The 24,065-nt window shown below is 73.7% G+C and carries 23 protein-coding genes; 7 read left to right on the top strand and 16 right to left on the bottom strand.

Annotation, left to right across the window (positions count from 1 at the left end):
* Positions 1-28: 28 nt before the first annotated feature.
* The 5 genes from hpf to mtrA form a co-directional block, all read right to left on the bottom strand.
* Positions 29-736: a ribosome hibernation-promoting factor, HPF/YfiA family gene (gene hpf / locus DSM26151_RS04775; protein WP_234661279.1), complete on the bottom strand. Its 708-nt coding sequence runs from the start codon at positions 734-736 to the stop codon at positions 29-31.
* 101 nt (positions 737-837) lie between these two features.
* Positions 838-1,500 carry a ComF family protein gene (locus tag DSM26151_RS04770; protein WP_234661278.1) on the bottom strand — a complete coding sequence of 221 codons (663 nt, stop codon included), beginning with the start codon at positions 1,498-1,500 and terminating at the stop codon, positions 838-840.
* A gap of 107 nt (positions 1,501-1,607) precedes the next feature.
* Positions 1,608-3,320 (bottom strand): GerMN domain-containing protein, encoded by a 1,713-nt coding sequence (locus DSM26151_RS04765; protein ID WP_234661277.1) that lies wholly within the window; start codon positions 3,318-3,320, stop codon positions 1,608-1,610.
* Entirely contained in the window at positions 3,313-5,001 is a 1,689-nt protein-coding gene (gene mtrB, locus DSM26151_RS04760; RefSeq protein WP_234661276.1) for an MtrAB system histidine kinase MtrB, read from the bottom strand. The genes DSM26151_RS04765 and mtrB overlap by 8 nt, the downstream gene beginning before the upstream one ends.
* Positions 5,002-5,011: 10 nt before the next feature.
* Positions 5,012-5,692 (bottom strand): MtrAB system response regulator MtrA, encoded by a 681-nt coding sequence (gene mtrA / locus DSM26151_RS04755; RefSeq protein ID WP_234661275.1) that lies wholly within the window; start codon positions 5,690-5,692, stop codon positions 5,012-5,014.
* Between the two features lie 135 nt (positions 5,693-5,827).
* Here mtrA and DSM26151_RS04750 point away from each other — a divergent pair, with 135 nt between their 5' ends.
* From DSM26151_RS04750 to DSM26151_RS04730, 5 genes are read left to right on the top strand one after another with little or no spacing between them, the layout of a single operon-like run.
* A complete protein-coding gene (locus DSM26151_RS04750) occupies positions 5,828-7,033 on the top strand; it encodes a hypothetical protein (RefSeq protein WP_234661274.1) in 1,206 nt (401 codons plus the stop codon).
* The gene (locus DSM26151_RS04745; protein ID WP_234661273.1) at positions 7,024-7,686 is read left to right on the top strand and encodes a DUF4129 domain-containing protein; all 663 of its coding nucleotides are present in this window, start codon (positions 7,024-7,026) and stop codon (positions 7,684-7,686) included. The genes DSM26151_RS04750 and DSM26151_RS04745 overlap by 10 nt, the downstream gene beginning before the upstream one ends.
* Positions 7,683-8,915, top strand: a complete 1,233-nt coding sequence (locus tag DSM26151_RS04740; protein WP_234661272.1) for a DUF4350 domain-containing protein — start codon at positions 7,683-7,685, stop codon at positions 8,913-8,915. Before DSM26151_RS04745 ends, DSM26151_RS04740 begins: the two co-directional genes overlap by 4 nt.
* The gene (locus tag DSM26151_RS04735; RefSeq protein ID WP_234661271.1) at positions 8,912-9,883 is read left to right on the top strand and encodes an AAA family ATPase; all 972 of its coding nucleotides are present in this window, start codon (positions 8,912-8,914) and stop codon (positions 9,881-9,883) included. The genes DSM26151_RS04740 and DSM26151_RS04735 overlap by 4 nt, the downstream gene beginning before the upstream one ends.
* A 16-nt stretch (positions 9,884-9,899) precedes the next feature.
* Positions 9,900-11,234: a DUF58 domain-containing protein gene (locus DSM26151_RS04730; RefSeq protein ID WP_234661270.1), complete on the top strand. Its 1,335-nt coding sequence runs from the start codon at positions 9,900-9,902 to the stop codon at positions 11,232-11,234.
* Positions 11,235-11,265: 31 nt separating this feature from the next.
* On the opposite strand, the gene DSM26151_RS04725 is transcribed toward DSM26151_RS04730, so the two are convergent.
* The 3 genes from DSM26151_RS04725 to DSM26151_RS04715 all read right to left on the bottom strand — a co-directional run bounded on the left by DSM26151_RS04725 (position 11,266) and on the right by DSM26151_RS04715 (position 13,287).
* Positions 11,266-11,667, bottom strand: coding sequence for a hypothetical protein (locus tag DSM26151_RS04725; RefSeq protein WP_234661269.1), 402 nt, complete (start codon positions 11,665-11,667; stop codon positions 11,266-11,268).
* 49 nt (positions 11,668-11,716) lie between these two features.
* Positions 11,717-12,145 carry an Hsp20/alpha crystallin family protein gene (locus DSM26151_RS04720; protein WP_234661796.1) on the bottom strand — a complete coding sequence of 143 codons (429 nt, stop codon included), beginning with the start codon at positions 12,143-12,145 and terminating at the stop codon, positions 11,717-11,719.
* A 146-nt stretch (positions 12,146-12,291) separates the two neighbouring features.
* Positions 12,292-13,287: a stage II sporulation protein M gene (locus DSM26151_RS04715; RefSeq protein WP_234661268.1), complete on the bottom strand. Its 996-nt coding sequence runs from the start codon at positions 13,285-13,287 to the stop codon at positions 12,292-12,294.
* Between the two features lie 17 nt (positions 13,288-13,304).
* Here DSM26151_RS04715 and DSM26151_RS04710 point away from each other — a divergent pair, with 17 nt between their 5' ends.
* Entirely contained in the window at positions 13,305-14,147 is an 843-nt protein-coding gene (locus tag DSM26151_RS04710; RefSeq protein ID WP_234661267.1) for an RDD family protein, read from the top strand.
* A 70-nt stretch (positions 14,148-14,217) separates the two neighbouring features.
* On the opposite strand, the gene ahcY is transcribed toward DSM26151_RS04710, so the two are convergent.
* The 3 genes from ahcY to DSM26151_RS04695 all read right to left on the bottom strand — a co-directional run bounded on the left by ahcY (position 14,218) and on the right by DSM26151_RS04695 (position 17,430).
* Positions 14,218-15,705, bottom strand: a complete 1,488-nt coding sequence (gene ahcY, locus DSM26151_RS04705) for an adenosylhomocysteinase (protein ID WP_234661266.1) — start codon at positions 15,703-15,705, stop codon at positions 14,218-14,220.
* A 79-nt stretch (positions 15,706-15,784) separates the two neighbouring features.
* Positions 15,785-17,218: a phosphomannomutase/phosphoglucomutase gene (locus DSM26151_RS04700; protein WP_234661265.1), complete on the bottom strand. Its 1,434-nt coding sequence runs from the start codon at positions 17,216-17,218 to the stop codon at positions 15,785-15,787.
* Positions 17,215-17,430, bottom strand: coding sequence for a DUF3499 family protein (locus DSM26151_RS04695; RefSeq protein ID WP_234661264.1), 216 nt, complete (start codon positions 17,428-17,430; stop codon positions 17,215-17,217). The genes DSM26151_RS04700 and DSM26151_RS04695 overlap by 4 nt, the downstream gene beginning before the upstream one ends.
* A gap of 46 nt (positions 17,431-17,476) precedes the next feature.
* Between DSM26151_RS04695 and DSM26151_RS04690 the strand changes: the two genes are divergently transcribed.
* Positions 17,477-17,920 carry a hypothetical protein gene (locus DSM26151_RS04690; protein ID WP_234661263.1) on the top strand — a complete coding sequence of 148 codons (444 nt, stop codon included), beginning with the start codon at positions 17,477-17,479 and terminating at the stop codon, positions 17,918-17,920.
* Between the two features lie 10 nt (positions 17,921-17,930).
* Here DSM26151_RS04690 and DSM26151_RS04685 read toward each other — a convergent pair whose 3' ends face one another.
* The 5 genes from DSM26151_RS04685 to DSM26151_RS04665 all read right to left on the bottom strand — a co-directional run bounded on the left by DSM26151_RS04685 (position 17,931) and on the right by DSM26151_RS04665 (position 24,019).
* The gene (locus DSM26151_RS04685; protein WP_234661262.1) at positions 17,931-19,367 is read right to left on the bottom strand and encodes a DUF5719 family protein; all 1,437 of its coding nucleotides are present in this window, start codon (positions 19,365-19,367) and stop codon (positions 17,931-17,933) included.
* Position 19,368: 1 nt separating this feature from the next.
* On the bottom strand, positions 19,369-22,272 hold the full coding sequence (locus DSM26151_RS04680; protein ID WP_234661261.1) for a glycosyltransferase: 2,904 nt from the start codon (positions 22,270-22,272) through the stop codon (positions 19,369-19,371).
* A gap of 89 nt (positions 22,273-22,361) precedes the next feature.
* Entirely contained in the window at positions 22,362-22,682 is a 321-nt protein-coding gene (locus DSM26151_RS04675; RefSeq protein ID WP_234661260.1) for a WhiB family transcriptional regulator, read from the bottom strand.
* 169 nt (positions 22,683-22,851) lie between these two features.
* Positions 22,852-23,817, bottom strand: coding sequence for a UDP-glucose 4-epimerase GalE (galE, locus tag DSM26151_RS04670; protein ID WP_234661259.1), 966 nt, complete (start codon positions 23,815-23,817; stop codon positions 22,852-22,854).
* A gap of 52 nt (positions 23,818-23,869) precedes the next feature.
* Entirely contained in the window at positions 23,870-24,019 is a 150-nt protein-coding gene (locus DSM26151_RS04665; RefSeq protein ID WP_234661258.1) for a hypothetical protein, read from the bottom strand.
* Positions 24,020-24,065: the final 46 nt, after the last annotated feature.

The raw sequence follows: 24,065 nt of genomic DNA, 5'->3' as shown, positions 1-24,065 counted from the left end.
GGGGCCCTCGGCGGTTCGGCGGCGAGGTTCAGGCTCCCGTACGGGCCAGCCCGAGGGCCTCGGCGGCCTCGGCCTGGTCGGCCTGGGAGTGCTCGTCGAGGCCGATGACGCCGTAGTCCCAGCCCTTGCGGCGGTAGACCACGCTCGGCCGGTGGTTCTCCGAGTCGATGAAGAGGTAGAAGTCGTGGCCGACGAGCTCCATGTGGTACAGCGCGTCGTCGACGGTCATGGGCGTCGCCGCGAACACCTTGCGGCGGATGACCACGGGCGAGTAGTCGTCCTCCGGCTCGGCAGCGGACTCCTCGCCCACGATGGGGATGTTGCCGGTGCGGACCTGCTCGAGGACCTCCACGTCGGCGGCGTGGACGCCGGTCCCGGCGAAGCCTGCGTCGGCGGCCTCGCGCAGCGAGGTGGGCCGGCGGCTGCCGCGGTGGACCTTGCGGCGGTCCTTGGCGCGGCGGATTCGCTCGACGAGCCGGCCGAGCGCGACGTCGAACGCCGCGTACTTGTCGGCCCCGTCGGCCTCGGCCCGGACCACGGGGCCCTTGCCGACGAGGGTGAGTTCGACCCGGTCGAGGCCGGTGTCGTTGCCGTTCTTCTCGTTGTGACGGCTGACCTTCACGTCGAGCGCGATGGCCCGGTCGGACAGGTTCGAGACCTTCTCCGCCTTGTCCGCAACGTAGGCGCGGAATCGATCGGTGACTTCCAGGTTTCGTCCGACGATGTTCAGTTCCATGTCAACCTCCATCCACCGGCGTGTCACCCGGATCTGAAGGGTGGTGCGACCACGCCTGTCCTGACACCGTAGCCCTCGGACCGGTGGATGTCACGGATCGATCACCACGCGTCCGGGTTCGCCCGGTCGATTCTCAGTCGGGTCTCTGCGAGCACCGAGACGGCGTCGACGATCCCGCCCGCCGCGACGATCGCGCGCGCCGCGTCGGCGAGCGTCGCCCCGGTGGTCAGCACGTCGTCGACGAGCACGAAGCGTCGCCCGTCGAGCGGTCTCCGGGCGACGAACGACCCTGCCGAGTTGACGCGCCGTGCGTGCCGTCCGAGCGCCGCCTGGTCCTCGCGCGGCAGCGCGGCGAGCACGCGCGCGGGCGAGAACCCCGCCGATCGGACCAGCATCCGGACGGGATCGTACCCGCGCCGACGGCGCGCGGCGCCCGTCGAGGGCACGACCGCGATCTCGCGCCGGCCGCCGTCGAGTCCGGCGCAGCCCGCGGCGAGCGCGGCGCGAAGCGCGGCGCCGAGCGGGCGTGCGGCATCCGTTCGCCCTTCGTCCTTGAACGAGCGGATGACGCGGGCCGCCGTTCCCGCGTACTCGATCGCGGCCCAGGCCGACAGGCCCGGGCGCTCGGCGCGGACGGGGCCCGGGGCGAGTGCCGCGCGGCATCCGTCGCACAGCGCCCGATCCGGGGCGTCGCAGCCGGCGCACGCCACGGGCAGGACCAGGGCGGCCGCATCGAGCAGCGCATCGCGCAGGAGCCGGCGCATGCGGACAGGTTCGCGGGCGCGCCGGGTCCGGCAGGGCGGTCTGCACGGAACCGCGGGCGACCGTTGCCGTCGGCCGTCCGGGGAGGACGGGTCGGCGACGGCCCGGCTCAGCCGGTCTGCTGCGTCGCGATGAACCGGACGTCGCGGGCCTGCACCTGCCAGGCGACCCCTGCACCGGTCACGAGGTCGCCGTTCGCGGCGAGGACGCGGAGATCGCGGAGGCTGTTCGCTCCGTCGAGCTGGATGCCCTCGACCGGTCCGTCCCGCGACTCGGCGGGTGCGCCGAGTCGCTGCACGCTGAGCCTGGTCTCCCCCGTGGCGGGAGCGGTCAGGGTGCCGACCGTGGTCGAGTCCAGCCAGGCCGCGTCGAGCGGCGTGCCGACGGAGCCGGACAGCTCGAGTGCGACGGGTCCGAGTTCGAGCGGACGCCCCTGCTCGTCGCGCTGCACCGACGCGACGACCGTCCGCGTCCGCGCGCCGTCGGCGAGCAACGCGAGCATGCGGGTGCCGTCCCGTGAGAGCTGCAGCGACACGATGGCGTCGGCGTTCCACGGCACCGCGATCTGGGCGCCGTCGCCGTCGGCGCCGAACCAGGCGAGCTGGTCGGGCGAGTCCCGCGGCACCGACCAGACGATCCCGTCGACGTCGAGCGCGGGCGTGATGAGGCCGCCGCGAGGATCGAGCAGCACCGTCTCCTCGCCCTGGGCGACGAGGAGGACTCCGTCGGCGGCCAGGACCGCGGCGGAGGTCGCGCCCGGCCCGACCGCGGCCGCGCTCGGCGCGAGCGCGACGACCTGGTCGGAGACCCCCTCGAGCGGCGTGAACGTGTCGCCGGACGCCGAGAGGTAGCCGAAGCTCTCCCCCACCGAGACCACCGGCCGGGGGTCGATGCGCAGCGTGCGCTCGGGCGGATCCGTGAGCTCGGGCGCGCTGACCGGCACGCCGTTCAGCGACAGGTCGACGCCGTCGACGTTGCGCACGCCGTCCAGGCTCTGCGCGAGCTGGTACTGCATGAGCTGGATCGTCTGCAGGTTGTCGAACGCGGCGCCCTCGAGCGAGACGTCGGCGATCCCGCCCGTGACGGGAACCGTCGCCTGGTCGAGCTGCAGGTCGTCGGGGAACGCCGAGGCCACCCCGGGGGCCAGCCACTCCGCCGGGCCGTCGAGCAGGGCCCGGACGATGCTCGTCTGGGCGGACTCGCGCCCCGCGAACCATCGGATGTCGGGCACCACGAACCGGAACTGCGGGTCGAAGAACGCGAGCGTGTACGCGCGGTAGACGAGGCCGAAGTTCGTCTCGTCGATGAGCACGCCGGGCGGGGCCTCCGAGATGCGCCACTCCTCATCGACCCGCTCGAACCGGTACTCGAGCTGGACGGGTTCGCTCGACCCCGTCTCGAGGTACTGCCCGTTGGGTTCGAGCCGCGCCTCGGGGACGATGCGGTAGCGGATGAGGTCGTCGCCGAGCTGGGTCGGCGAACGGTCGGCGAGGACATCGACGGTGACGCCCTCGTCGGCCTGCCACTCGTCCTCGAACGCCGGGGTGAGGAACTTGCGCGCGACCTCGTAGTTGCCCCTGGGGCTGGCGGCCGCGTCGATGAACCCGTCGAGGATCTGCTGCTGCGTGGCCCCGGCCTGCGGGCCGCGGACCAGCACGTCGACGTCGAAGCCGTCCTCGGTCGTCTCGGTCTCACCCTGGTTCACGGGGCCGTCGGTCGGGATCGAGGCGCACGCGGTGAGCGCGAGCGCGGCGATCGCCGCGAGCGCGGCGAGCCCGCGGCGGGCGCGACGGATCCCGGTGCGGGGTCTGGTCTCACGCATCGCGTACCTCCTCGGCGGGGACGCCCGGTCCGGCGGAATCCGGTCCGTGGGCGTCCGGTCCGGACGCGTCCGGTCCGGCGGCATCCGGGTCCGGCGGTTCGAGCTCGAGCGGCGCGACGATCCGCACCGAGGCATCCCGGACGCGAGGGAGCACGAGCCGGAACACCGACCCGCGGCCCTCGCGCGACCACACGTCGAGCGTGCCGCCGTGCGCGACGGCGTCCTCGAGCGCGATCGCGAGTCCGAGTCCGGTGCCGCCGATGGAGCGACGACGACTCGGGTCGGCTCGCCAGAACCGGTCGAAGACGCGCGCGGCCGCCTCCTCGGACATGCCGAGCCCGTAGTCGCGGACCGAGAGCGCGACCGCGGTCGCGTTCGAGTCCACCGACAGGACGACCGGGCGTCCTTCGCCGTGCTCGATCGCGTTGCCGAGCAGGTTCCGGACGATGCGCTGGATGCGTCGCGGGTCGACCTCGGCGTCGAGGTGGCCGCCGGGCGCCTCGAGCCTGAGGTCGCTGCCGTGATCGGCCGCGAGTGCGCGCATCGACTCGATCGACTCCTCGGCGAGGTGGACGAGGTTCGTCGGCTCGCTCTCGAGCTCGACCGAGCCCGCGTCGTACCGGCTGATCTCGAGCAGGTCGGCCAGCAGCGTCTCGAACCGTTCGGTCTGCGTGCGCAGCAGTTCCGCGGTCCGTGCGGTCGCCGGCGGGAAGTCCTCGCGTTGCCCGTAGAGCACGTCGCCGGCGAGCCGGATCGTGGTCAGCGGGGTGCGCAGCTCGTGCGACACGTCGCTCACGAAGCGCTGCTGCATGACGGAGAGTTCGGCGAGGTCGCGGATGCGGGCCTGCAGCGTGTCGGCCATGCCGTTGAACGCCTCGGCGAGGGCCGCGAGCTCGTCCTCGCCCTTCGCGGGGACGCGCACGCCGAGGTCGCCGGCCGCCAGCCGGCGGCTCGTCGCGGCGACCGCGAGGATCGGCTCGATCAGCCAGCGCACGACGATCAGCGTGATGGCGCTGAGCAGCGCGATCAGCGCGACGGCTCCGACCGCGCCGGTGAGCTGCATGAACGCGAGCGTCTGCTCGGTGTCGGCGAGGTCGTAGCCGATGTAGAGCTCGTACCGGCCGGCGCCGGGGATGAGCAGGTCGGTGCCGACGACGATGCCGGGAGCGGGCTCGCCGTTCTGGTCGGGCAGTTCGATCGACTGCCAGTACTGGCCCTCGGGGTTGCCCTGGACGCGTTCGCGCAGCTCGGCCGAGATCCTGCCGCCCAGGTCCGGGCTGAGGAAGTCGGGCGGCGCGATCGATCCGGCGGGGGTGTCGGGGGTGCGGAACAGGGCGATGTCGGAACTGCCCGAGACCCCGATCACGGTCCTGACCGCCGAGTTCGTCACGGCCTGGACCGAGGCGCGGTCGGCCGCGTCCGATGCGTCGAGGCTGGCCTGCGCGGCCGCGCGTGCGGTCGAGGAGAGCCCGAGCACGCGCTCGACCTGGCCCTGGAACAGGTTGGAGGCGACCGTGAACGAGATCGTGAACCCGATCACGAGGATCGCGAGGCTCGAGAGCCCGAGCGTGATGAGCACCGTCCGGAACTGCAGCGAGTGCCGCCAGGCCGATCCGAACCGCCGGACGCCGCGCCGGACCCAACCGGTGGCCCGCTCGGCCGACTCCGCCGCGATGGACACGGTGCGCCCCTCAGGTCGTGACGCCGGCCCGGTACCCGACGCCGCGCACGGTCATGACGATGCGGGGGTTGTCGGGGTCGTGCTCGATCTTGGCGCGCAGCCGCTGGACGTGGACGTTGACCAGGCGGGTGTCGGCCTTGTAGTGGTAGCCCCACACCTGCTCGAGCAGCATCTCGCGCGTGAAGACCTGCTGGGGCTTGGATGCGAGGGTGAGCAGCAGGTCGAACTCGAGCGGCGTGAGGTTGATGCGCTCGTCACCCCGGCGGACCTCGTGCCCCGCGGCGTCGATCTCGAGGTCGCCCACGGCGATGGTCTCGACGATCGTCTCGGGTGCCGGTCGCAACCGGGTTCGGATCCGCGCGACGAGTTCCTTCGGGTTGAACGGCTTGACCATGTAGTCGTCGGCGCCCGACTCGAGCCCCTTGACCACGTCGACCGTGTCTGCCTTGGCGGTCAGCATGATGATCGGCGTGCCGCTCTCGGCGCGGATGCGCCCGCACACCTCGATGCCGTCCATGCCGGGCAGCATGAGGTCGAGCAGCACCAGGTCGGGCCGGGACTCCCGGAACGCCGCGACCGCGCCCGCTCCGTCTGCGCAGAAGACCGGGTCGAATCCCTCGGTGCGCAGCACGATCCCGATCATCTCGGCGAGGGCGGTGTCGTCGTCGACGACGAGTACACGAGGCGTCATGCGTTCGTTCTCCGTGGGGTGCCGGCAGGTGCCGGGTCGGCGATCCGGTGGCACCAGCGTAGTCGTTCGCCCCGACGGGTCGGCCGTGCCCCGCCTGTGGCAGCATGGGAGCATCCCCGGAAGGAGCCCGCGCACGTGTCGGACCAGCAGTGGCATCCCCCCGCATCGCCGCCGAGCGCCGGCGGCGCTCCGCTCCCGCCGGTTCCGCCCGTCCCGCCGCCGGCCTCCGGCGAGCCGCCGACGGGGTACCCGGCTCCGAACCCCTCGTGGACCCCGCCGCCGAAGCCCGGCCTGCTCCCGCTGCGTCCGATGGGATTCGGGACCCTGCTCTGGGCGCCGTTCCGGACGCTGCGGCGCAACCCCGCGCCGGTGTTCGGCACCGGACTCGTGGTGCAGCTGATCGCCGCGATCGCCTCGGTCGTGGTGTTCGTCCCGCTGACGGTCTCGGCCGTCGGCAGGCTCGAGTCGGCGGGCACCGCGGCGGATGCCGACGCGATCCTCGCAGGGACCTTCGGGTGGATGGCGCTGCTCATGCTCGTCCCGCTGGCGATCGGCGTCGTCGCGGGAGCATTCCTCCAGGGCGTGATGGTCGTCGAGGTCGCGACCGGCACGCTCGGCGAGAAGCTGGGATTCGGGACGCTCTGGCGCCGCGCCGCGGGGCGCATCGGGCCGCTCATCGGGTGGACCCTGCTCGTGGGTCTCGCGGTGCTCGTCGTGTTCGCCCTGTTCGCGGGGATCATCGTCGCGACGGCGCTCATCGCGCCCGACCCGATCGCCGTGCTCGGGGTGGTCGGCGTGCTGCTCGTGCTCCTGGCCGGCGTCGCGGTGCTCGCCGCCTGGCTCGGCACCAAGCTCGCCCTCGTTCCGAGCGTCATCGTGCTCGAGCGCGCGGGCATCGTGTCGTCGATGCGGCGGTCCTGGCAGCTCACGACCGGGTACTTCTGGCGCACCTTCGGCCTGATCCTGCTCGTCGGACTCATCGTCGGCACCGTCGCCCAGACGGTCGTGCAGGTGCCCATGCTCGGGGGCACGATCCTCGCGTTCATCCTCGACCCCGCCGCGGGGCCGACGTACGAGGCCATCTCGATCGGCTCGAGCGTGATCGGCATGATCCTCTCGGTCCTCGTGGGCGCGATCGCCGCCGTCGTGCAGGCCGCGCTCATCGCCGTCATCTACATCGACCTGCGCATGCGCACCGAGGGCCTCGACCTCGACCTCGAACGCCACGTCCAGTCGCGCGACGCCGGCCTGCCCGTGACCGACCCCTACGAGGCGCCCCCGGCAGGTGCGGGGAGCACCGGCCCGGCCCCGACCGGCGCGCCGACCCCCACGTGGTCCTGACCGGCCTCGCGCGGCCGGCCGCGCCGCTCGACCCCGACGCGCCCGAGGCGCGACGGCTCGTCACCGACGAACTCGCGAAGCCCGAGTACCGGGCGGCGGAACCGACCGCATTCGACTTGGCCGCGCAGGCGGTGCGCGACTGGTTCGCCGACCTCTTCACGGGCGCGACCGGCCTGCCCGGCTCGACGCTCGCGCTCATCGCCGTGCTCGTGGTGGTCGGGCTGGTCCTGCTCGGCCTCATCGTCTTCGGGGTTCCGCGGCTGCGGCGCCGCGCCGCCCCGGGCGTCGCGCTCTTCGACGACGGCGACCTGCGCGACGCGCGGACCCTGCGTCGGTCCGCCGAGCAGGCCGCGTCCCGAGGCGACTGGGCCCTCGCGATCGAGGAGCGCTTCCGCGCCCTCGTGCGCGACCTCGTCGAACGGGAGCTCGTGCGCGCGCATCCCGGCACGACCGCGCACGGGCTCGCCGCGGCGGCATCCGCCCGCTTCCCGAACGAGCGCGAGGCGCTCGAGGGCGCCGCGACCGCGTTCGACGCGGTCCGCTACCTCGACCGGCCGGGCGACGAGGTCGCATACTCGGCGATCGTCCGCCTCGAGCGCGCGGTCGCGGCGACGCCGAGCGCCGATCCGGTCGCCGCGGGAGTGCCCGAATGAGCGCTGGTGCGCGGCCGGCCGAGGCGATCACGCCCGGCCTGCGCGCATCCCTCGGGCACCGGCGCGCCTGGATCGCGATCGCCGCCGTCCTGGTCGCGGGTGCGGTGCTGCTCGTCGTGCTGCAGGGCGCGGTGCGCCCGCCGGGGGCGCCGCTCGCGTCGGACAACGCCGCGCCCGACGGCGCGCAGGCGCTCGTCCGGGTCCTCGAGGCCGGTGGCGTCGAGGTCGAGGCGGTTCGCAGCCTCGACGCCGCGATCGATGCCGGGCGCGGGCGCGCGACCGTGTTCCTGCACGACGACGCCGGCCTGCTCGACCGCGACCGGATCCGCGAACTGGCCGGATCGGTGGACCGCATCGTGGTCGCGCGCCCCGATTTCGCGGCGCTCGAGGTGCTCGCACCGGGGGTGCGCCTCGCGGGCGGCGCACCGGACGGGCTCGACGAGGCGGCGTGCACGCTCGCTCCCGCCGAGCGTGCGGGCGGGCTCTCCGCCGGGCAGCAGCTGCTCGGCATCGACGACGAGGCGGCCGCAGCGGGATTCGAGGGCTGCTTCGCCTCGGGCGACGCGTTCGCGGTCGTCGCAGGACCCTCTCCGCACGGTGCCGAGGTCGTGCTCGTCGGCTCGGTGACGCCGTTCGCGAACGCCACGATCGACGAGGCCGGCAATGCCGCGCTCGCGATCGGACTGCTCGGCTCGGGCGACCGGCTCGTCTGGTACCTCCCCGGGCCCGGCGATGCGGATGCCGCGGACGCCCCCACCCTCGGCGAGCTGATGCCCGGATGGGCCTCGCCGCTGCTGGTCCTGCTCGTGCTCGTGACGATCGCGGCGGGCGTGAGGAGCGGCCGCCGGTTCGGACCGCTCGTGTTCGAGGACCTCCCGGTGGACGTTCCCGCGTCGGAGACCGGCGAGGGCCGCGCGCGGCTCTACGCTCGAGGCTCGGCGCGCGGGCGGGCGCTCGACCAGCTGCGCATCGCCACCATCCGACGGCTCGCGACGATGCTGCGCCTGCCACGCGCTGCCGACGTCGACGCGGTCGCGGCCGCGGCCGCGGGCGCGACCGGGCTTGACGCGGCATCCGTTCGCACCCTGCTGGTCGACGCCGAACCGCACGGCGACCGCGACCTCGTGCGGCTCGCGAACGAGCTCGACGACCTCGAACGGCGCACGCGCGCCGCACTCTCACCGGACCCGGCCCGTGCGGCCCCGCCCACGACAGGAAGGCGACCATGACCGATCCCACCCCCGACGACGCGCAGCTGCGCGCCGCCCTGGACCGCGTGCGCACCGAGGTGGGCAAGGCGGTCGTCGGGCAGGACGGCGCCGTGACCGGGCTCATCATCGCGCTGCTGGCCGACGGGCACGTGCTGCTCGAGGGCGTGCCCGGCGTCGCGAAGACGCTGCTCGTCCGCACGCTCAGCCGAACGCTCCGGCTCGAGACCCGGCGCGTGCAGTTCACGCCCGACCTGATGCCGGGCGACGTCACGGGTTCGCTCGCGTACGACCCGCGCTCCGGCGAGTTCGCGTTCCGCGAGGGCCCGGTGTTCACCAACCTGCTGCTCGCCGACGAGATCAACCGCACCCCGCCGAAGACGCAGTCGGCGCTGCTCGAGGCGATGGAGGAGCGCCAGGTCTCGGTCGACGGCGTGACCCGGCCCCTGCCCGACCCGTTCCTCGTGGCCGCGACGCAGAACCCGATCGAGTACGAGGGCACGTACGCGCTGCCGGAGGCGCAACTGGACCGCTTCCTCCTCAAGCTCGTGCTCGACGTCCCGGAGCGCGACGCCGAGGTCTCGATGCTCCGACGCCACGCCGACGGGTTCGACCCGCACGACCTGGCCGCCGCGGGCGTCGAGCCGGTCCTCGGCCCGGCCGAGCTCGCGGCCGCGCGCGCGGCCGCGCGCCGCGTGGGCGTCGCCGACGACGTGTTGGCCTACCTCGTCGACCTCGCGCGCGCGACCCGGCGCAGCCCGTCGATGCGGCTCGGGGTCTCGCCTCGCGCGGTGGCCGGGCTGCTCGCCGCATCGAAGGCGTGGGCCTGGCTCACGGGCATGGAGAAGGTCACGCCCGATCACGTGCAGGCGATGCTGCTCCCGGCGTGGCGGCACCGGGTGCAGTTGCGCCCAGAGGCCGAGCTGGAGGGGGTCTCGGTCGATCAGGTGCTGCGCGGGGTCGTGCAGCAGGTGCAGGTTCCGCTGTGACCTCGGCAGGCCGACCGTGGCGCTGACCGGACGCTTCGCCGCACTCCTCGCCGTCGGTGCGGTGCCCGTGGTGCTGCTCGGCGGCGAGCCGGGCGTCGCCTGGGCGGTGCTGGCCGGGTGGCTCGCGCTGGTGGTCGCGCTCGGGGCCGCCGACCTCGCGCTCGCGGCGTCGCCGCGGCGGGTCGCGCTCGAGCGCGACCTCCCGGCGCGGGTGCGGCTGGGCGAGACGGTGCGGTCCGAGCTCGTGGTGCGCAACCTCGGCGAGCGGATGCTGCGCGCCGAGGTCCGGGACGGATGGCAGCCGTCCGCGGGCGTGCAGGGCCGCAACCGGGCCCGCGTCGATGTCCCGTCGGGCGAGGGTCGCCGGATCGTGCTCGCGCTGCGGCCGACGCGGCGCGGCGACCGGACCTCGGCCGCGGTGACGATCCGTTCGCACGGCCCGCTCGGCCTCTGGGCGCGGCAGGCCACGCTCGCGGCGCCGGGTCGGCTGCGGGTGCTGCCGCCGTTCCACTCGAGGGCGCACCTGCCGGCCCGGCTCACGCGGCTGCGCGAGCTCGACGGGCGCACGCCCATGCTCGTGCGCGGTCAGGGCACCGAGTTCGATTCGCTGCGCGAGTACGTGCGCGGCGACGACGTGCGCTCGATCGACTGGCGCGCGACCGCGCGGAGGTCCGATCCCGAGGCGCCAGGTGCCGCGAAGCTCATGGTGCGCACGTGGCGCCCAGAACGCGACCGGCGCATCGTCATCGTCGTGGACACGTCCCGCACGGCGGCGGCGCGCATCGGCGACGAACCGCGCCTCGACACGGCGTACGAGGCCGCGCTGCTGCTCGCGGCGCTCGCGAGCCATGCGGGCGACCGGGTCGACCTGCTCCTGTGGGACCGCCGTCTCCGCGGTCGCGTGCACGGTGCGAACGGTGCGGACCTGCTGGCCCGGATGGTGGATGCCATGGCCGACGTCGATGCCGAGCTGATCGAGGCCGACTGGGCCGGCGTTCCCGCCCAGGTCAGGCAGGTCACGAGTCGACGGGCACTCGTGGTGCTGCTCACCGCGGCCGACTCCCCCGGCAGCGCGCGCGGGCTGCTCGCGGTGCTGCCGCAGCTCACGGCGCGGCACCGCGTGGTCGTGGCATCCGTCGCCGACCCGGCGCTCGCCGACGCCGCGGAACGGCGCGGCGACCTCGCCGAGGCGTACGCCGCCGCCGCCGCCGAGCGCAGCCGGCTGGACGCCGACCGGGTTGCCGCCGCGGTCCGCCGCCTCGGGGCGGACACGGTGGCGGCGGGACCCGCCGACCTGCCTCCTGCACTCGCGGACCGCTACCTCGACCTGAAGGCGACCGGGCGGCTCTGAGCCCGCGGGCTGGCGGGCACCGCCGACGCCGTCATCGCCCGAAGATGAATGCCTCCGCGTGCGCGACCGCCTTCCGGAACGAATCGTTGCGGAGTGCGATGGACCGGTCCGCGGCGGCCGTGCCGCCGACCGCCTCCTCGATGTATGCGGCCAGGCCCGGTGGGCGCAGCACCCAGATGCCGCCGCTCGGCGGGAGGTAGAACACTGCGAACGAGCGCGTCGTCGGATCGTCCTCCCAGACGGGGACGACGGCGACCGCCGCCCCGGTGTCGACGTTGATCCACTGCGCTCGCGGGCGCGGCTGGTCCTCGTCGTACACGGCGGGCTCGAGGAACGGAGCGGTTCCCTCGCCCCATCGCTCCTCGAAGCGCTCGTGGAAGACGGGGAAGAACGTGTTGTCGTAGCGGCGCCATCCGCCGCGCGATTCGTTCACGATCCGGCTCCCCGGATGGCGGGGTCGCCCCCGCCATCCGGATACGGGGCTAGCCCGTCGTCACCTGGTGGTCGGCGGCTGCCGCGGACGTGATGGCGATTTTGCGCGGCTTCGCCTGCTCGCTGACGGGGATGATCACGCTCAGCACGCCGTTCTCGTAGTGGGCGCTGATCTTCTGCGTGTCGAGGCCGTCACCGAGCGTGATCTGACGGAGGAAGGATCCCGCAGGGCGTTCGCGCACGAGCCACTTGGCGTCCCCGTCGGAACGGGAGGTGCGCTCGGCGCGAAGGGTCAGCAACTGCCCGTCGACGTCGAGGTCGACCGATCCGGGGTCGATCCCCGGGAGGTCTGCGGCGAGGACGTAGTGGTCGCCGTCGCGGTAGAGATCGATCGACATCACGCGGGGGCTGCGCGCCGCATCCAGCATGGATTCCGTCAGGCGGTCGATCTCGCGGATCGGATCCCAGTACATGGCCATGGTCGTCTTCTCCTTTTCATCACCATCGACCTTGCTCGCGATGAGCCGGAGGCTCCTCGCGGACCTCATGTTAGCACTCTCCACACGAGAGTGCTAAGTCTCTCGACGACGCTTTCGCCGACGCGTGCGCCGACCCGGAGCGCCGCTCAGCCCGCGCTCGCGCGGCGTGCGCCGGCGTCGAACGCGGTGAGGTCTCCGGTCTCGCCCGCGCGCGCTGCGCGCCGACCGAGGACGAGCATCGAGAACAGCAGCAGCCCGAGCGCGAGCGCGCCGATGCCGATCTTGACCGGCCACGGCCACGGCGCGGGCGTGACGAATCCCTCGATGAGCCCGGCGACGAAGAGGAAGAACACCATGCCGATCGCGACCGCGAACAGCGACCTGGCGTCGGCCGCGACCGCCTCGCCGCGGGTGCGCGGGCCCGGCGCGACCCAGGCCCAGAAGATGCGCAGCCCGGCCGCGGCGGCGACGAACACGCACGTGAGTTCGAGCAGCCCGTGCGGCGCGATGTAGAGGAAGAACGTGTCGGCCTCGTCGTAGGCGAACATGACGGCGGCCGTGATGCCGAGGTTCTGCGCGTTCTGGATGATGACCCAGGGAACCCAGACACCCGTGATGCCGAACGCGACGCACTGCGCCGCGATCCAGGCGTTGTTGGTCCAGACGGCACCGGCGAACGAGGCTGCGGGGTTCTCGGAGTAGTAGGCGACGAAGCCCTCCTCCGCGAGGGAGCGCAGCTCGTCCTCGTCGCCGATGGTCGCGAGCACGCGCGGATCGGCGAGCACCCAGGTCGCGTACAGCGCTGCGATCACGGTCGTGGCCACCGCGACGGCGAGCGTGAGCCACCTGATGCGGTAGAGCGCGGCCGGCAGGCCGACGAGCGCGAAGTGCGCGAGCTGGCGGATCGGATTCTCGGGCGCGCCGGTGAACCTGAGCCGCGCTCGCGCGAGCAGGAGCGAGAGCCGCTCGCCGAGCGCCGTCGACCCTGCCGTCGCCTGGACGAGCGAGAGGTCGGCGGCGGCCGACTGGTAGCGCTCGATGAGTTCGTCGGCCTCGGCGCCGGTCGGGCGGCGGCGCCGCGAGAGCGCGTCGAGGCGTTCCCAGTCGTCGTGGCGGGCGGTCGCGAGTGCGTCGAGGTCCATCTGCTTGAATACTAGCCATGCCCGCCGACCCGGCCGTTCGACCCGGCGCCCCCACGCTCGACGACGAGTCGGTGCTGACCGGTGAGGCGGTCGCGCTCGACCTGCGACCGGCCGGCGCCGTCATCCGCGCGGGCGGCGCCGCGATCGACGTCCTCGTCACGATCATCGTCGGCGTGCTCGTGGCCCTCGCCGCCGCGCGGCTCGACCTCGACGAGGCGGCGCTGCGCGCGGTCGCCATCTCGCTCGTCGTCGCGCTGATCGTCGTGCTGCCGACCGCGGTCGAGACCGCGAGCCGCGGGCGTTCGCTCGGCAAGCTCGTCATGGGCATCCGCGTGGTCCGCGACGACGGCGGTTCGGTCGGGTTCCGGCATGCGCTCATCCGCGCGCTCGCCGGCGTGCTCGAGATCTGGATGACCTTCGGCGGGCTCGCGGTGCTGATCGGCTTCCTGAATCCCGACTCCAAGCGCCTCGGCGACCTGCTCGCCGGCACGCACGGGCAGGTCGAACGCGTGCCGCGATACGAACCGCTCTCCTTCGGCGTGCCCGATCCGCTGCGGGCCTGGGCCGAGGTCGCCGACGTCGGCCGGCTGCCAGACCCGGTCGCCCGGCGCGTCGCGGCCTTCCTGCGCAACGCCGCGCACCTCGCACCCGGCAGCCGCAGCCGGATCGCGGGCGAACTCGCCCGCGAGGTCGCCCCGTACGTCTCGCCGGTGCCCCCGGGCGACCCCGAGGTGTTCCTCGCGGCCGTCGCGGTGCTCCGTCGCGAACGCGACCTCGCGGCGATCGGCCTGGTCGACGCGCGCATGCGCGCGCTCGCTCCCGTGCTCGAGGCCCGACCGAACGGCTTCCCGGAGCGCTGAGCCGCGAGCGACCAGCGAGCGGATGCCCCGGGGCGGCCTCCGACGCCCGCCCCGCGGCATCCGCTCTCGATCAGTACCGGTAGTGGTCGACCTTGTACGGCCCCTCGACGGGCACGCCGATGTAGGCGGCCTGCTCGGGCGTGAGCACCGTGAGCTCGACGCCGAGCGCGTCGAGGTGCAGCCGGGCGACCTTCTCGTCGAGGTGCTTGGGCAGCACGTACACGCCGATCGGGTAGGCGTCGGGGCGCGTCCAGAGCTCGATCTGCGCGAGCACCTGGTTCGCGAAGGAGTTCGACATCACGAACGACGGGTGACCGGTCGCGTTGCCGAGGTTCATGAGCCGGCCCTCGGAGAGCACGAGGATGCTGCGACCGGTCGGGAGACGCCACTCGTGCACCTGCGGCTTGATCTCGACCCGTTCGGCGCCCTCGAGCGACTCGAGCGCGGCCATGTCGATCTCGTTGTCGAAGTGGCCGACGTTGGCCACGACCGCGAGGTGCTTCAGCCCGAGGAGGTGCTCGAGGCGGACGACGTCCTTGTTGCCGGTGCCCGTCACCAGGATGTCGACCTGGTCGATCACGGACTCGAGTCGCGCCACCTGGTACCCGTCCATCGCGGCCTGCAGCGCGTTGATCGGGTCGATCTCGGAGACGATGACGCGCGCGCCCTGGCCGCGGAGCGCTTCGGCCGCGCCCTTGCCCACGTCGCCGTAGCCGGCCACGAAGGCGACCTTGCCGCCCATGAGCACGTCGGTCGCGCGGTTCAGCCCGTCGGGCAGCGAATGCCGGATGCCGTACTTGTTGTCGAACTTCGACTTCGTGACCGAGTCGTTGACGTTGATCGCGGGGAAGCGCAGCTCGCCGTCGGCGTGCAGTTCGTACAGGCGGTGCACGCCGGTCGTCGTCTCCTCGGTGACGCCCTGCAGCTCGGCCGCGATGCGCGTCCAGCGGTCGGGGACCTGCTCGATCGAGCGGCGCAGCGTGTCGAGCACGACGCGGTACTCGGACGACGCGTCATCCTCGGCCGCCGGCACGGAACCGGCCGCCTCGAACTCGCGCCCGCGGTGCACGAGCAGGGTGGCGTCGCCGCCGTCGTCGAGGATCATGTTCGGGCCGATCCAGTCGGCCCCGGCGGCATCCGCCTCGGCAGACCAGTCGAAGATGCGGTCGGTGCACCACCAGTACTCCTCGAGCGTCTCGCCCTTCCAGGCGAAGACGGGCACGCCCGCCGGCTCGTCGACCGTGCCGTCGGGGCCGACGACGACCGCGGCGGCCGCCTCGTCCTGGGTGGAGAAGATGTTGCAGCTCGCCCACCGCACCTCGGCGCCGAGCGCCGTGAGCGTCTCGATGAGCACCGCGGTCTGCACCGTCATGTGCAGGCTGCCCGCGATGCGCGCGCCCGCGAGCGGCTTCGACGCGCCGAACTCCTCGCGCAGCGCCATGAGGCCGGGCATCTCGTTCTCGGCGAGGCGCAGCTGGTGCCGGCCCGCCTCGGCGAGCGAGAGGTCGGCGACCTTGAAGGGCGGGGCGGATGTCGCGGAGGGCGTGACGAGGGTCATGGGCACCATTCTCGCAGCCGCATGGGCCGGCGGCATCCGCTCGCCCACCCGGAACCGACGACGGGTCGGGCCCGGGCGATCAGGCGCGGATGAGCGCGAGGACCTCGTCTCGGACCCAGGCCATCGTCACGGCGTCCTCCCCCTCGACGTTCAGTCGCAGCAGCGGCTCGGTGTTCGACGGGCGCACGTTGAACCACCAGAACGGCTCGTCCTCTGCGGTGACGCCGGTGACCGTGAGCCCGTCGAGCTCGTCGAACTCGGCACGGCCGACGAACGCCTCGACGATGCGCGTGTACGCCGCGGGGACGTCGGCGACCGTCGAGTTGATCTCGCCCGACAGCGCGTACGGGGTGAACCGGTCGGCGAGTTCGGACAGCGGCGCCGCCTGCGTGCCGAACTCGGCGAGCAGGTGCATCGCCGCGAGCATGCCGTTGTCGGCGCCCCAGAAGTCCCGGAAGTAGTAGTGCGCGGAGTGCTCGCCGCCGAACACGGCGCCCGTCTCGGCCATGCGGTCCTTGATGAGCGAATGCCCGACTCGCGTGCGTTCGGCGATCGCGCCGACGGCCTCGATCGTCTCGGGCACGAACCGCGACGTGATGAGGTTGTGCAGCACGGTCGGCTCGTCCTCGCCGAGCGCGCGCACCCGCGCGATCTCGCGAAGCGCCACGATCGCCGCGACCGCCGACGGGTCGACGGGCTCGCCGCGCTCGTCGACCACGAAGCACCGGTCGGCGTCGCCGTCGAACGCGAGGCCCAGGTCGGCGCCGTGCTCGCGCACGGCGCGCTGCAGGTCGACCAGGTTGGCCGGGTCGAGGGGGTTGGCCTCGTGGTTGGGGAACGTGCCGTCGAGTTCGAAGTAGAGCGGGATGATCGTCAGCGGCAGCGCGGGCAGTCCGGCCTCCTCGCCGAGGACCGCGGGGACCGTGAGCCCGCCCATGCCGTTGCCCGCGTCGACGACGACCTTCAGCGGGCGGATGACCGCGAGGTCGACGAGCGAGCGCAGGTGCCGCGCGTAGTCGGCGAGCACGTCGACGCGCTCGACGCTCCCGGCTCGCGCGGCGGGCTCGAGCCCGCCGTCGAGGTAGGCGACCGCACGGTCGCGGATCGCGGCGAGGCCCGTGTCGAGCGAGATGCCCTGAGCGCCGGCGCGCGAGAACTTGATGCCGTTGTAGGCGGCGGGGTTGTGGCTCGCGGTGAACATCGCGGCGGGTGCCCGCATGGTTCCCGAGGCGAAGTAGCTCTCGTCGGTCGAGCACAGCCCGATGGCGACGACGTCCGCGCCGCGCGCGGTCGCACCGGCCGCGAACGCGTCGGCGAACCCGGGCGAGGAGTCGCGCATGTCGTGCCCGACGACGACCGTGCCGCCTGCGGCGCCGACCTCGTCGACGAACGCGGCGCCGAGCGCCTCGACGACCTCGGTCGTGAGCGGATCGCCCACGATCCCCCGCACGTCGTAGGCCTTCACGAGGGTTTCGAGGCGCGCGGCAGCGCCCGGATTCGCGGGGGGATTCATGCGCTGAACCCTACCTCACCGAGCATCGCGTGCCGGATGACCTGCCATCCGCGCGGGGCCGACGTGCGCTCGGCGTGCCGGGCGCACAGGTCGTACGAGTGCGGCTCGCGCGTGAACGACAGCGGGCCGAGCACGGCGAGCGAGTCGGCGTAGTCGTACGTGAGGGTCGCGACCGCCTCGGCGGTGCATGCGGTGCGCGAACAACGTCTCATGGCGACCCCCAGCGTAGCGATCCGACCGGCCACTACGATGGAGGCCATGCCCCGCTCCCGTCGTGTCGCCGCGACGACCGGTTCACCGCGACGCCTGCCCCGCGACCGGCACGGCCGCGGCATGCGTTCGCCGGTCACCGGTCCGCACCTTCCGCCGCTGCGCACGCGCATCGACGAGTTCGACCTGACGCTGGCGTCGACGGCCGCGTACCTGCGGGGCCTGTGGCCCGAGCTCGAGGGCGTGTCGTTCCAGGTCGCGGATGCCCCGGCCGAGGCGATCCACGACGATCACGTCGACCGGTGGAAGGTGTCGCGCGAGGCGCGCCGCATCATCTTCTTCCGACTCCCGATCGTGCGTTTCCTGCGCACGCAGGAGGGCGAGGAGAAGGACGAGAAGCTCCTCGTCGAGAGTTGCGTGTTCCGGGCCGTCGCCGACTACCTCGGGCGCGACCCGTGGGAGCTCGCGCCCGGTCGCTACCGGCACCTCTGACCGGCCGACGCTACTGCGGGAAGACCCGCATCGGCGCGTCGAGCGGTCCGGGAGGCGCGACCGGGAGCCAGGCGAGTTCGTCGTCGCCCGCGAAGGACAGGGCGGCGTGCAGGCCCGCGACGCCGTCGAGGACGACCCGGTCGCCGGCATCCAGGGCGACGGATGCCGCGCCGCCTGCCGGGACCCGGACGGTGCGTTCGTCGCCGTCGATCCGGAGCGCGACGGCGACCTCCTCCTCGGTCGGGTTCGCGAGCTCGAGCGTCGGGTCGGGCCCGGCGGGCACGGCGACCGCGGCGCGTTCGAGCAGGACCGGTGTGGCCGCCGCCCAGGCGAGGTCCGCCACGATCGGATCCTCGCCGGCGCCCTCGCCTGCGCCCCCGTCGGCGAGCACCGTCGACCGCGCGGCGGCGACGACGGGCGCATCCGCGTCGATGAGGATCGTGTAGGTCCCCGGGTCGAGTTCGCCGAGCGGGAGGTCGGTCGACTGGCCCGCCGCCGCGGTCACGTCGAATCGGGTGACCGGGTCGCCGTCGGCGGCCCGCACCTCGATCGAGGCGTTCGCCTCGAGCTCGTCGGGGGCGAACAGCCGCAGCGCGGGATGGTCGTCGCCGTCGACGTGGTCGTCGTCGGGCGCGGCGCCGCGCCGGTCGGCGACCACGAAGCCCGGGATCACCTGTCGGGTCGCCGGCAGCGCGGTCGGCGTCGAGAGCTCGATGCCGGCGGGCTCGAGCCCGAGGACCACCGAGTGCTGCAACGACGCCGCGATGGGTGCTCCCGTGCTCGTGACGTGCACGATCGGGGTGAAGACGTTCGGTGCGAGGCCCGCGAGCGAGACGATGCGCTGCGTGCCCGGGGCGACGACGACGCCGAGGCCCGCGGGCGCGTCGACGGGGCCGGTCTCGCCGATCACGCGCACGTCGACGGTCGACGCGACCTCGCCCGGGTTGGCCAGGAGCACCAGGCCCGAGCGCCCGACGTCGGTCGCGCCCGCGACGAGCCACGACTCCGCCGCCGGCTCGGCGCACGCGGCGGCCGCGAACCCGCTGACGGTCTCGCTCCGAGCGGTCTGGGACTGCGCGCCCGCGAGCATGCCCGCCTCGGCGGAGCCCGGGCCGGCCACGAGGGCGACGGGGCCGACTCCCGATCGGGCGTCGTCCGGCGCCTCGATCGGGAACTGCTCGACGGTCGCGTCGGCCGGCTCGACCGCGACCTCGACGGCGGCGCTGCCGATCGACCGGGCCGCCGTCGCTGCGGTCGAGTCGTCGGCGAGCGAGAGCAGCGGTCCCGGGCAGACGCGCACCTGGACGTTCTCCTCGGGCTCGACCACGGTCGAGGGCGGCACCGCCCGCAGGTCGGGGATCGGGAGGACGGATGCCGCGACGAGCGCCGCGGCCGCGACCGCGGCGACGCCGAGCACGGCCGCGATCCGGCCGGACACCGCGAGCACTCTACGCATCCTCGGCACGTGCCTCGCCCCCTTCGTCGGTCGGTGTCGTTCCCGCGGCTGCGGCGGTCGCGGCTGCGGCGGCCGCGGCATCCGCTCGCCGTCGACGCCTGGTGGACGGCGGCCGTCGGTCGGGTTCGCGGCCACCGCCGGTCGGGATGGACAGCAGGAGCGCTGCGCCCACGACCAGGAGTTGCCCCGCGACGACCCACCACGCGAGCGGGGGCGGTTCGGGGATGCGCGACCCCGGGGCGTCGGCCTCGGCCGCGGCGAAGCGCCAGAGGGGTCCGAAGTCGGTCTCGCCGACGGCGACGACCTGCGGGTTGCCGTCGAGCGCGGAACGGGCGCGGTCCTCGACCGCGGCCGACGCGTCGCCGCCGTCGCCCGGCCCGAGCAGGACGAACGAGAGCCCGAGCTCCGAGATCGCCGGGGCGGCGTCGAATCCGCTGCGGGAGACGAGGTTGCCAGCGAGCGTCGCGATCTCGTCGGTCGCATCCGTGAGTTCGCGGCGAGTGGAGGCGAGCGTGGACTGCTGGTCGAGCCTCGCCCCGCTCCCCCGTTCGACCGTCGCGCGGAGCCCGCCGTCGGCGGTCGGATCCAGCCGCAGGGTCCCGACCCGCGGGTCGGTCCGGGCCTCGGCCTCGACGAACGCGGGCAGCGTGCGCTCGGGAGCCGGCCCGACCGCGGTCCGCCCGAGGGCGAGCGCGACGATGCTGGGTGCGACGGCGACGAGCACTCCGGCGGCGACGAGCGCCGCGAGCACTGCGGCTCCGCGGCGGAGGGTGCTGAGGCCGAGCACGGCGGCGGCGATGCCGCCGAGCCACATGAGGCTGATGCCCGCGCCCGTCCAGATCGGCACCGTGGAATCGCCGACGAAGGCCACCTGGAGCGCGGTGGCGCCGAGCGCGGTCAGGAAGCCGAGCCCGGCCAGCGCGAGGGCGAGCAGGCCACCGCGCAGACGCCTGGTCGCGACGACGGCGATGGCCGCGAGCGCGAGCGGCGCGATGAGGACGGCGAGGATCAGGACCGCGGGGACGAACTCGACGAGGAGCCCCCCGAGGGCGTCCTCCCATCGGCCCCACGTTCCGGACGCCTGGCCGAGGGCGATCTGCAGCACGGTCGGCTCGGCAGACGCGTCCGGCAGGCCGGGATCGGCGAAGAGGGCGAACGGGGTGCCGCGACCGACCTGCTCGACGACGAGGGGCAGCGCGAGCGCCACGGCCGGCAACGGGATGCCCGCGAGCCGGATCGCCGCCCGCCCGCTGAGCGCGAGCGCGACGATCCAGGCGACGACGAGCGCCGGGGCGAGGCTCGGGGCGCAGGCGATGATCGCGGCGAACACGAGCGAGGCCGCGGCCGCGGCCGCCCACGAGGTGCCCGCGGCGAACATGAGCACCGCGAGCCACGGAAGCAGCACGTGCACGACGACCGCGCCGGGGCGCCCGGCGGCGAGTGCGTCCAGGAGCGGAGGCGCGACCGCCCAGACCAGTCCTGCGGCCACCCGGAGCGAGGCGCGGTCGGTGAGCTTCGCCGCGGCGAACCACCCGCCGAGCCCCGAGAGCGGGATCGCGAGCAGCCAGAGTCCGAGCATGGCGGCCGACGGCGACCAGAACGCGAGGCTGCCGAGCACCGCGAGCACGCCGGCGAACGGGTCGGCGGCACCCTCGAACCCGCCGCCCACGTCGCGCCATCCGTACGCCGCGTTGCGCCACAGCGCGCCGAGGTCGTCGGACAGGGGCAGCAGTCCACCGCCCGCGACGCCGCCCGAGCCGATCAGCGGCGCGAAGAGGACGAGCGACGCCGCGAGGCTCGCCAGGAGCACCCACCCCCCGCCGGTCTGGAGGAACATCAGGTCGTCCGCCCGCCCACGCGCGCGCTGGCGCCGGGCTTCGGCCGCGAGCTGCCTGCGGACCCGGACCTCGTCGGGTCGCATGCGCAACGGTGCGAGCGAGGACCACTTGGCGGACCTGGTGCGCGCGATCGTGCGGCGAGAGCGGATGACGCGCTGCGGCGCCGCCATGACGCGGACGGCGGCGTCGAACTCGCCGGGGATCGCCCCGGGGGTCTTCACGAGCAGGTGACGCAGGGAGCGCAGCACGGCGAGCGGGAGGATGGCGAGCCAGACCAGCGGGGCGAGGGCGGCCGGTGCGGCGACGAGCCGGCGGTGCAGCGATGCGGCGCGCAGGTCGCGGGCGCGTCGTCGCGCCGCGCGTCCGCCCGGTGCGGATCCGGGACCGGCCACCCCGTCGTCGGCGAACCGGATCCGCGCCCCGGGCACCGCGATGACGCGGTGGCCGGCGAGTCGCGCGCGGATTCCCAGGTCGAGGCCGTCGTCGACGACGGGCAGTGCGGGGTCGAAGCCGTCGAGGTCGTTCCAGAGGCGGTGCCGGACGAGCAGTCCGACGGGGTCGGCACCGAGCACATCGGACAGGTCGTCGTGCTGGCCCTGGTCGAACTCGCCGTCGACGACGGCGACGCTGCGCCCCCACCGGGTGAGGGTGCGCCCGAAGCGCACGATGCGCCGCGGATCGTCCCACTCGACGAGTTTGGGGGCCGCCAGCCCTGCGGTCCGCGCGTTCTCGAGGGCGTCGACGAGCGCGGCGAGCGCCTCCGGTTCGGGCGCGGAATCCTCGGCGAGGAGCCACACCGCGTCGCGTTCGCCCGAGGGTTCGGGCAGTGTGCGGACGAGGTCCGCGATCGCGGCGCCGAAGGGGTGTGGGTCGCCGAGCGCGACGAGGTGCGACGGGTGCTCGGCCTCGACGAGGCGGCGGGTCTCGTCGTCGGCGCCCACGAGGACGACGGCGAGTTCGTCGGGCGCACGCGTCTGGCCGCGGAGCGCGTCGAGCGTGGCACGGAGCCGGTCGCCGCCGTGCTGCACGACGAGGACGGCGGTGACTCTGGGGAACATCGGGGACAGCCTAGGCCGCGCTCCCCGCGGTGCCCGTCAGCGCTGCGGGCGCGCCTCGAACATGTCGGGTGCGCCCGCGGCGCGGCGGATCAGCCGGCCTGCCTCCGCAGCTTGCGGCGCTCGCGTTCGGAGAGGCCGCCCCAGATGCCGAAGCGCTCGTCGTTGGCGAGCGCGTACTCGAGGCATTCGGTGCGCACTTCGCATCCCGTGCAGATGCGCTTCGCATCCCGCGTCGAGCCGCCCTTCTCGGGGAAGAACGCCTCAGGATCGGTCTGCGCGCACAGCGCGTCGGTCTGCCATGCCAGTTGGTTGTCGTCGTCTGCGACCCCGCGAACTCCTGGGACGCCGAGCCGCACAGGGTCGACGAACCAATTCTCAGGTACCCCAGAACGATATTCAGGCTTGCCCATATCGTCTCCCACCCAGTTGTACCGACATCCCCGAGGGGTGTGTCTTGACCAATTACACCGGTGTAATTCGGTGGAAGTCAAGTCGCGAATCGTAAACCCTCGACCGACCCTCGAGGCTTCAGCGACGCGCGACACGCTGTCGGCGTGGCCGAGTCGTGACTCCGGTCGGTCAGGCGGATGCCGCCCGGCGGGCCGACCACGCGGTCGCGACCATCTCGGCGAGGCTGTGCCGCATGCGCCAGTCGAGATCGCGGGCTGCGAGTTCGCCCGACGCGACGATGCGGGCGGGGTCCCCGCCGCGGCGCGCGGCGATCTCGGGCTCGAAGGCGATGCCGGTGACGTTCGCGACCTCGCGCATGATCTCGCCGACCGAGACGCCGTCGCCCGAGCCCAGGTTGTAGACGGGCTCGACGGGCTCGCCGGCGTCGAGGCGCTTCGCGGCTGCGACGTGGGCCGCGGCGAGGTCGGCGACGTGGATGTAGTCGCGGACGCACGTGCCGTCCGGTGTCGGGTAGTCGTCGCCGTTGATCCGCGGGGTGCGCCCGTCGAGGAGCGCATCGAAGACGAGCGGGAAGAGGTTGTGCGGGCTCGGGTCGTAGATCTCGTCGGTGCCCGAGCCGACCACGTTGAAGTAGCGCAGCGAGGTGTGGCGCAGGTCGGCCGCGCGCGCCTGGTCGGCGAGCAGCCATTCGCCGATGAGCTTGGATTCGCCGTACGGCGACTCGGGGCGCTTGGCCGTGTCCTCGGTGACGAGGTGGACGTCCGGCGTGCCGTACACGGCCGCGCTCGACGAGAAGACGATGCGGTCGACGCCCCGCGCCTGCATGGCGCCGAGCAGGCGGGCCGTGCCCGTGACGTTCTGCTCGTAGGTGTGGAGGGGCTTCTGCACCGAGACGCCCGCGTACTTGAAGCCGGCCAGGTGCACGACGCCGCGCACCCGGTGCTCGTGCATGGCGTCTTCGAGCAGGGCGCCGTCGAGGATGGTGCCGCGGACGAACGGCACGCCCTCGGGCACGAAGGTGCGCCGACCGGAGGACAGGTCGTCGAGCACGACGGTGTCGATGCCCTGTTCGCGGAACGCGCGCACGACATGCGCTCCGATGTATCCCGCGCCTCCGGTGACCAGCCAGCTCATCTCGTCCTTCCGCCGCCGGAGCCTCCGGCGTCGTGACGATGCTAGCGGCGGCTCAGGCGCGACGCAGCGGCGTGTGCTCGACGTGACGCACGCGGTCGCGGATCTCGGGACGGCCGTAGCCGTCGGAGTCCAGGCGCAGGAGCGTCGCGACGACGCCCCACACCGCGAGGCCGCCGAGGATGAGCAGCATCATGAGTTCCATGGCAGGAATTGTGCCCCTTGCAAGATCCTGCCGAAAGTGGCAGACT

The sequence above is a fragment of the Agromyces marinus genome (assembly GCF_021442325.1).
Classification (GTDB): domain Bacteria; phylum Actinomycetota; class Actinomycetes; order Actinomycetales; family Microbacteriaceae; genus Agromyces; species Agromyces marinus.
Note: the sequence above shows the minus strand (reverse complement) of the source record. Positions and strands in the feature narration are given on the sequence as shown.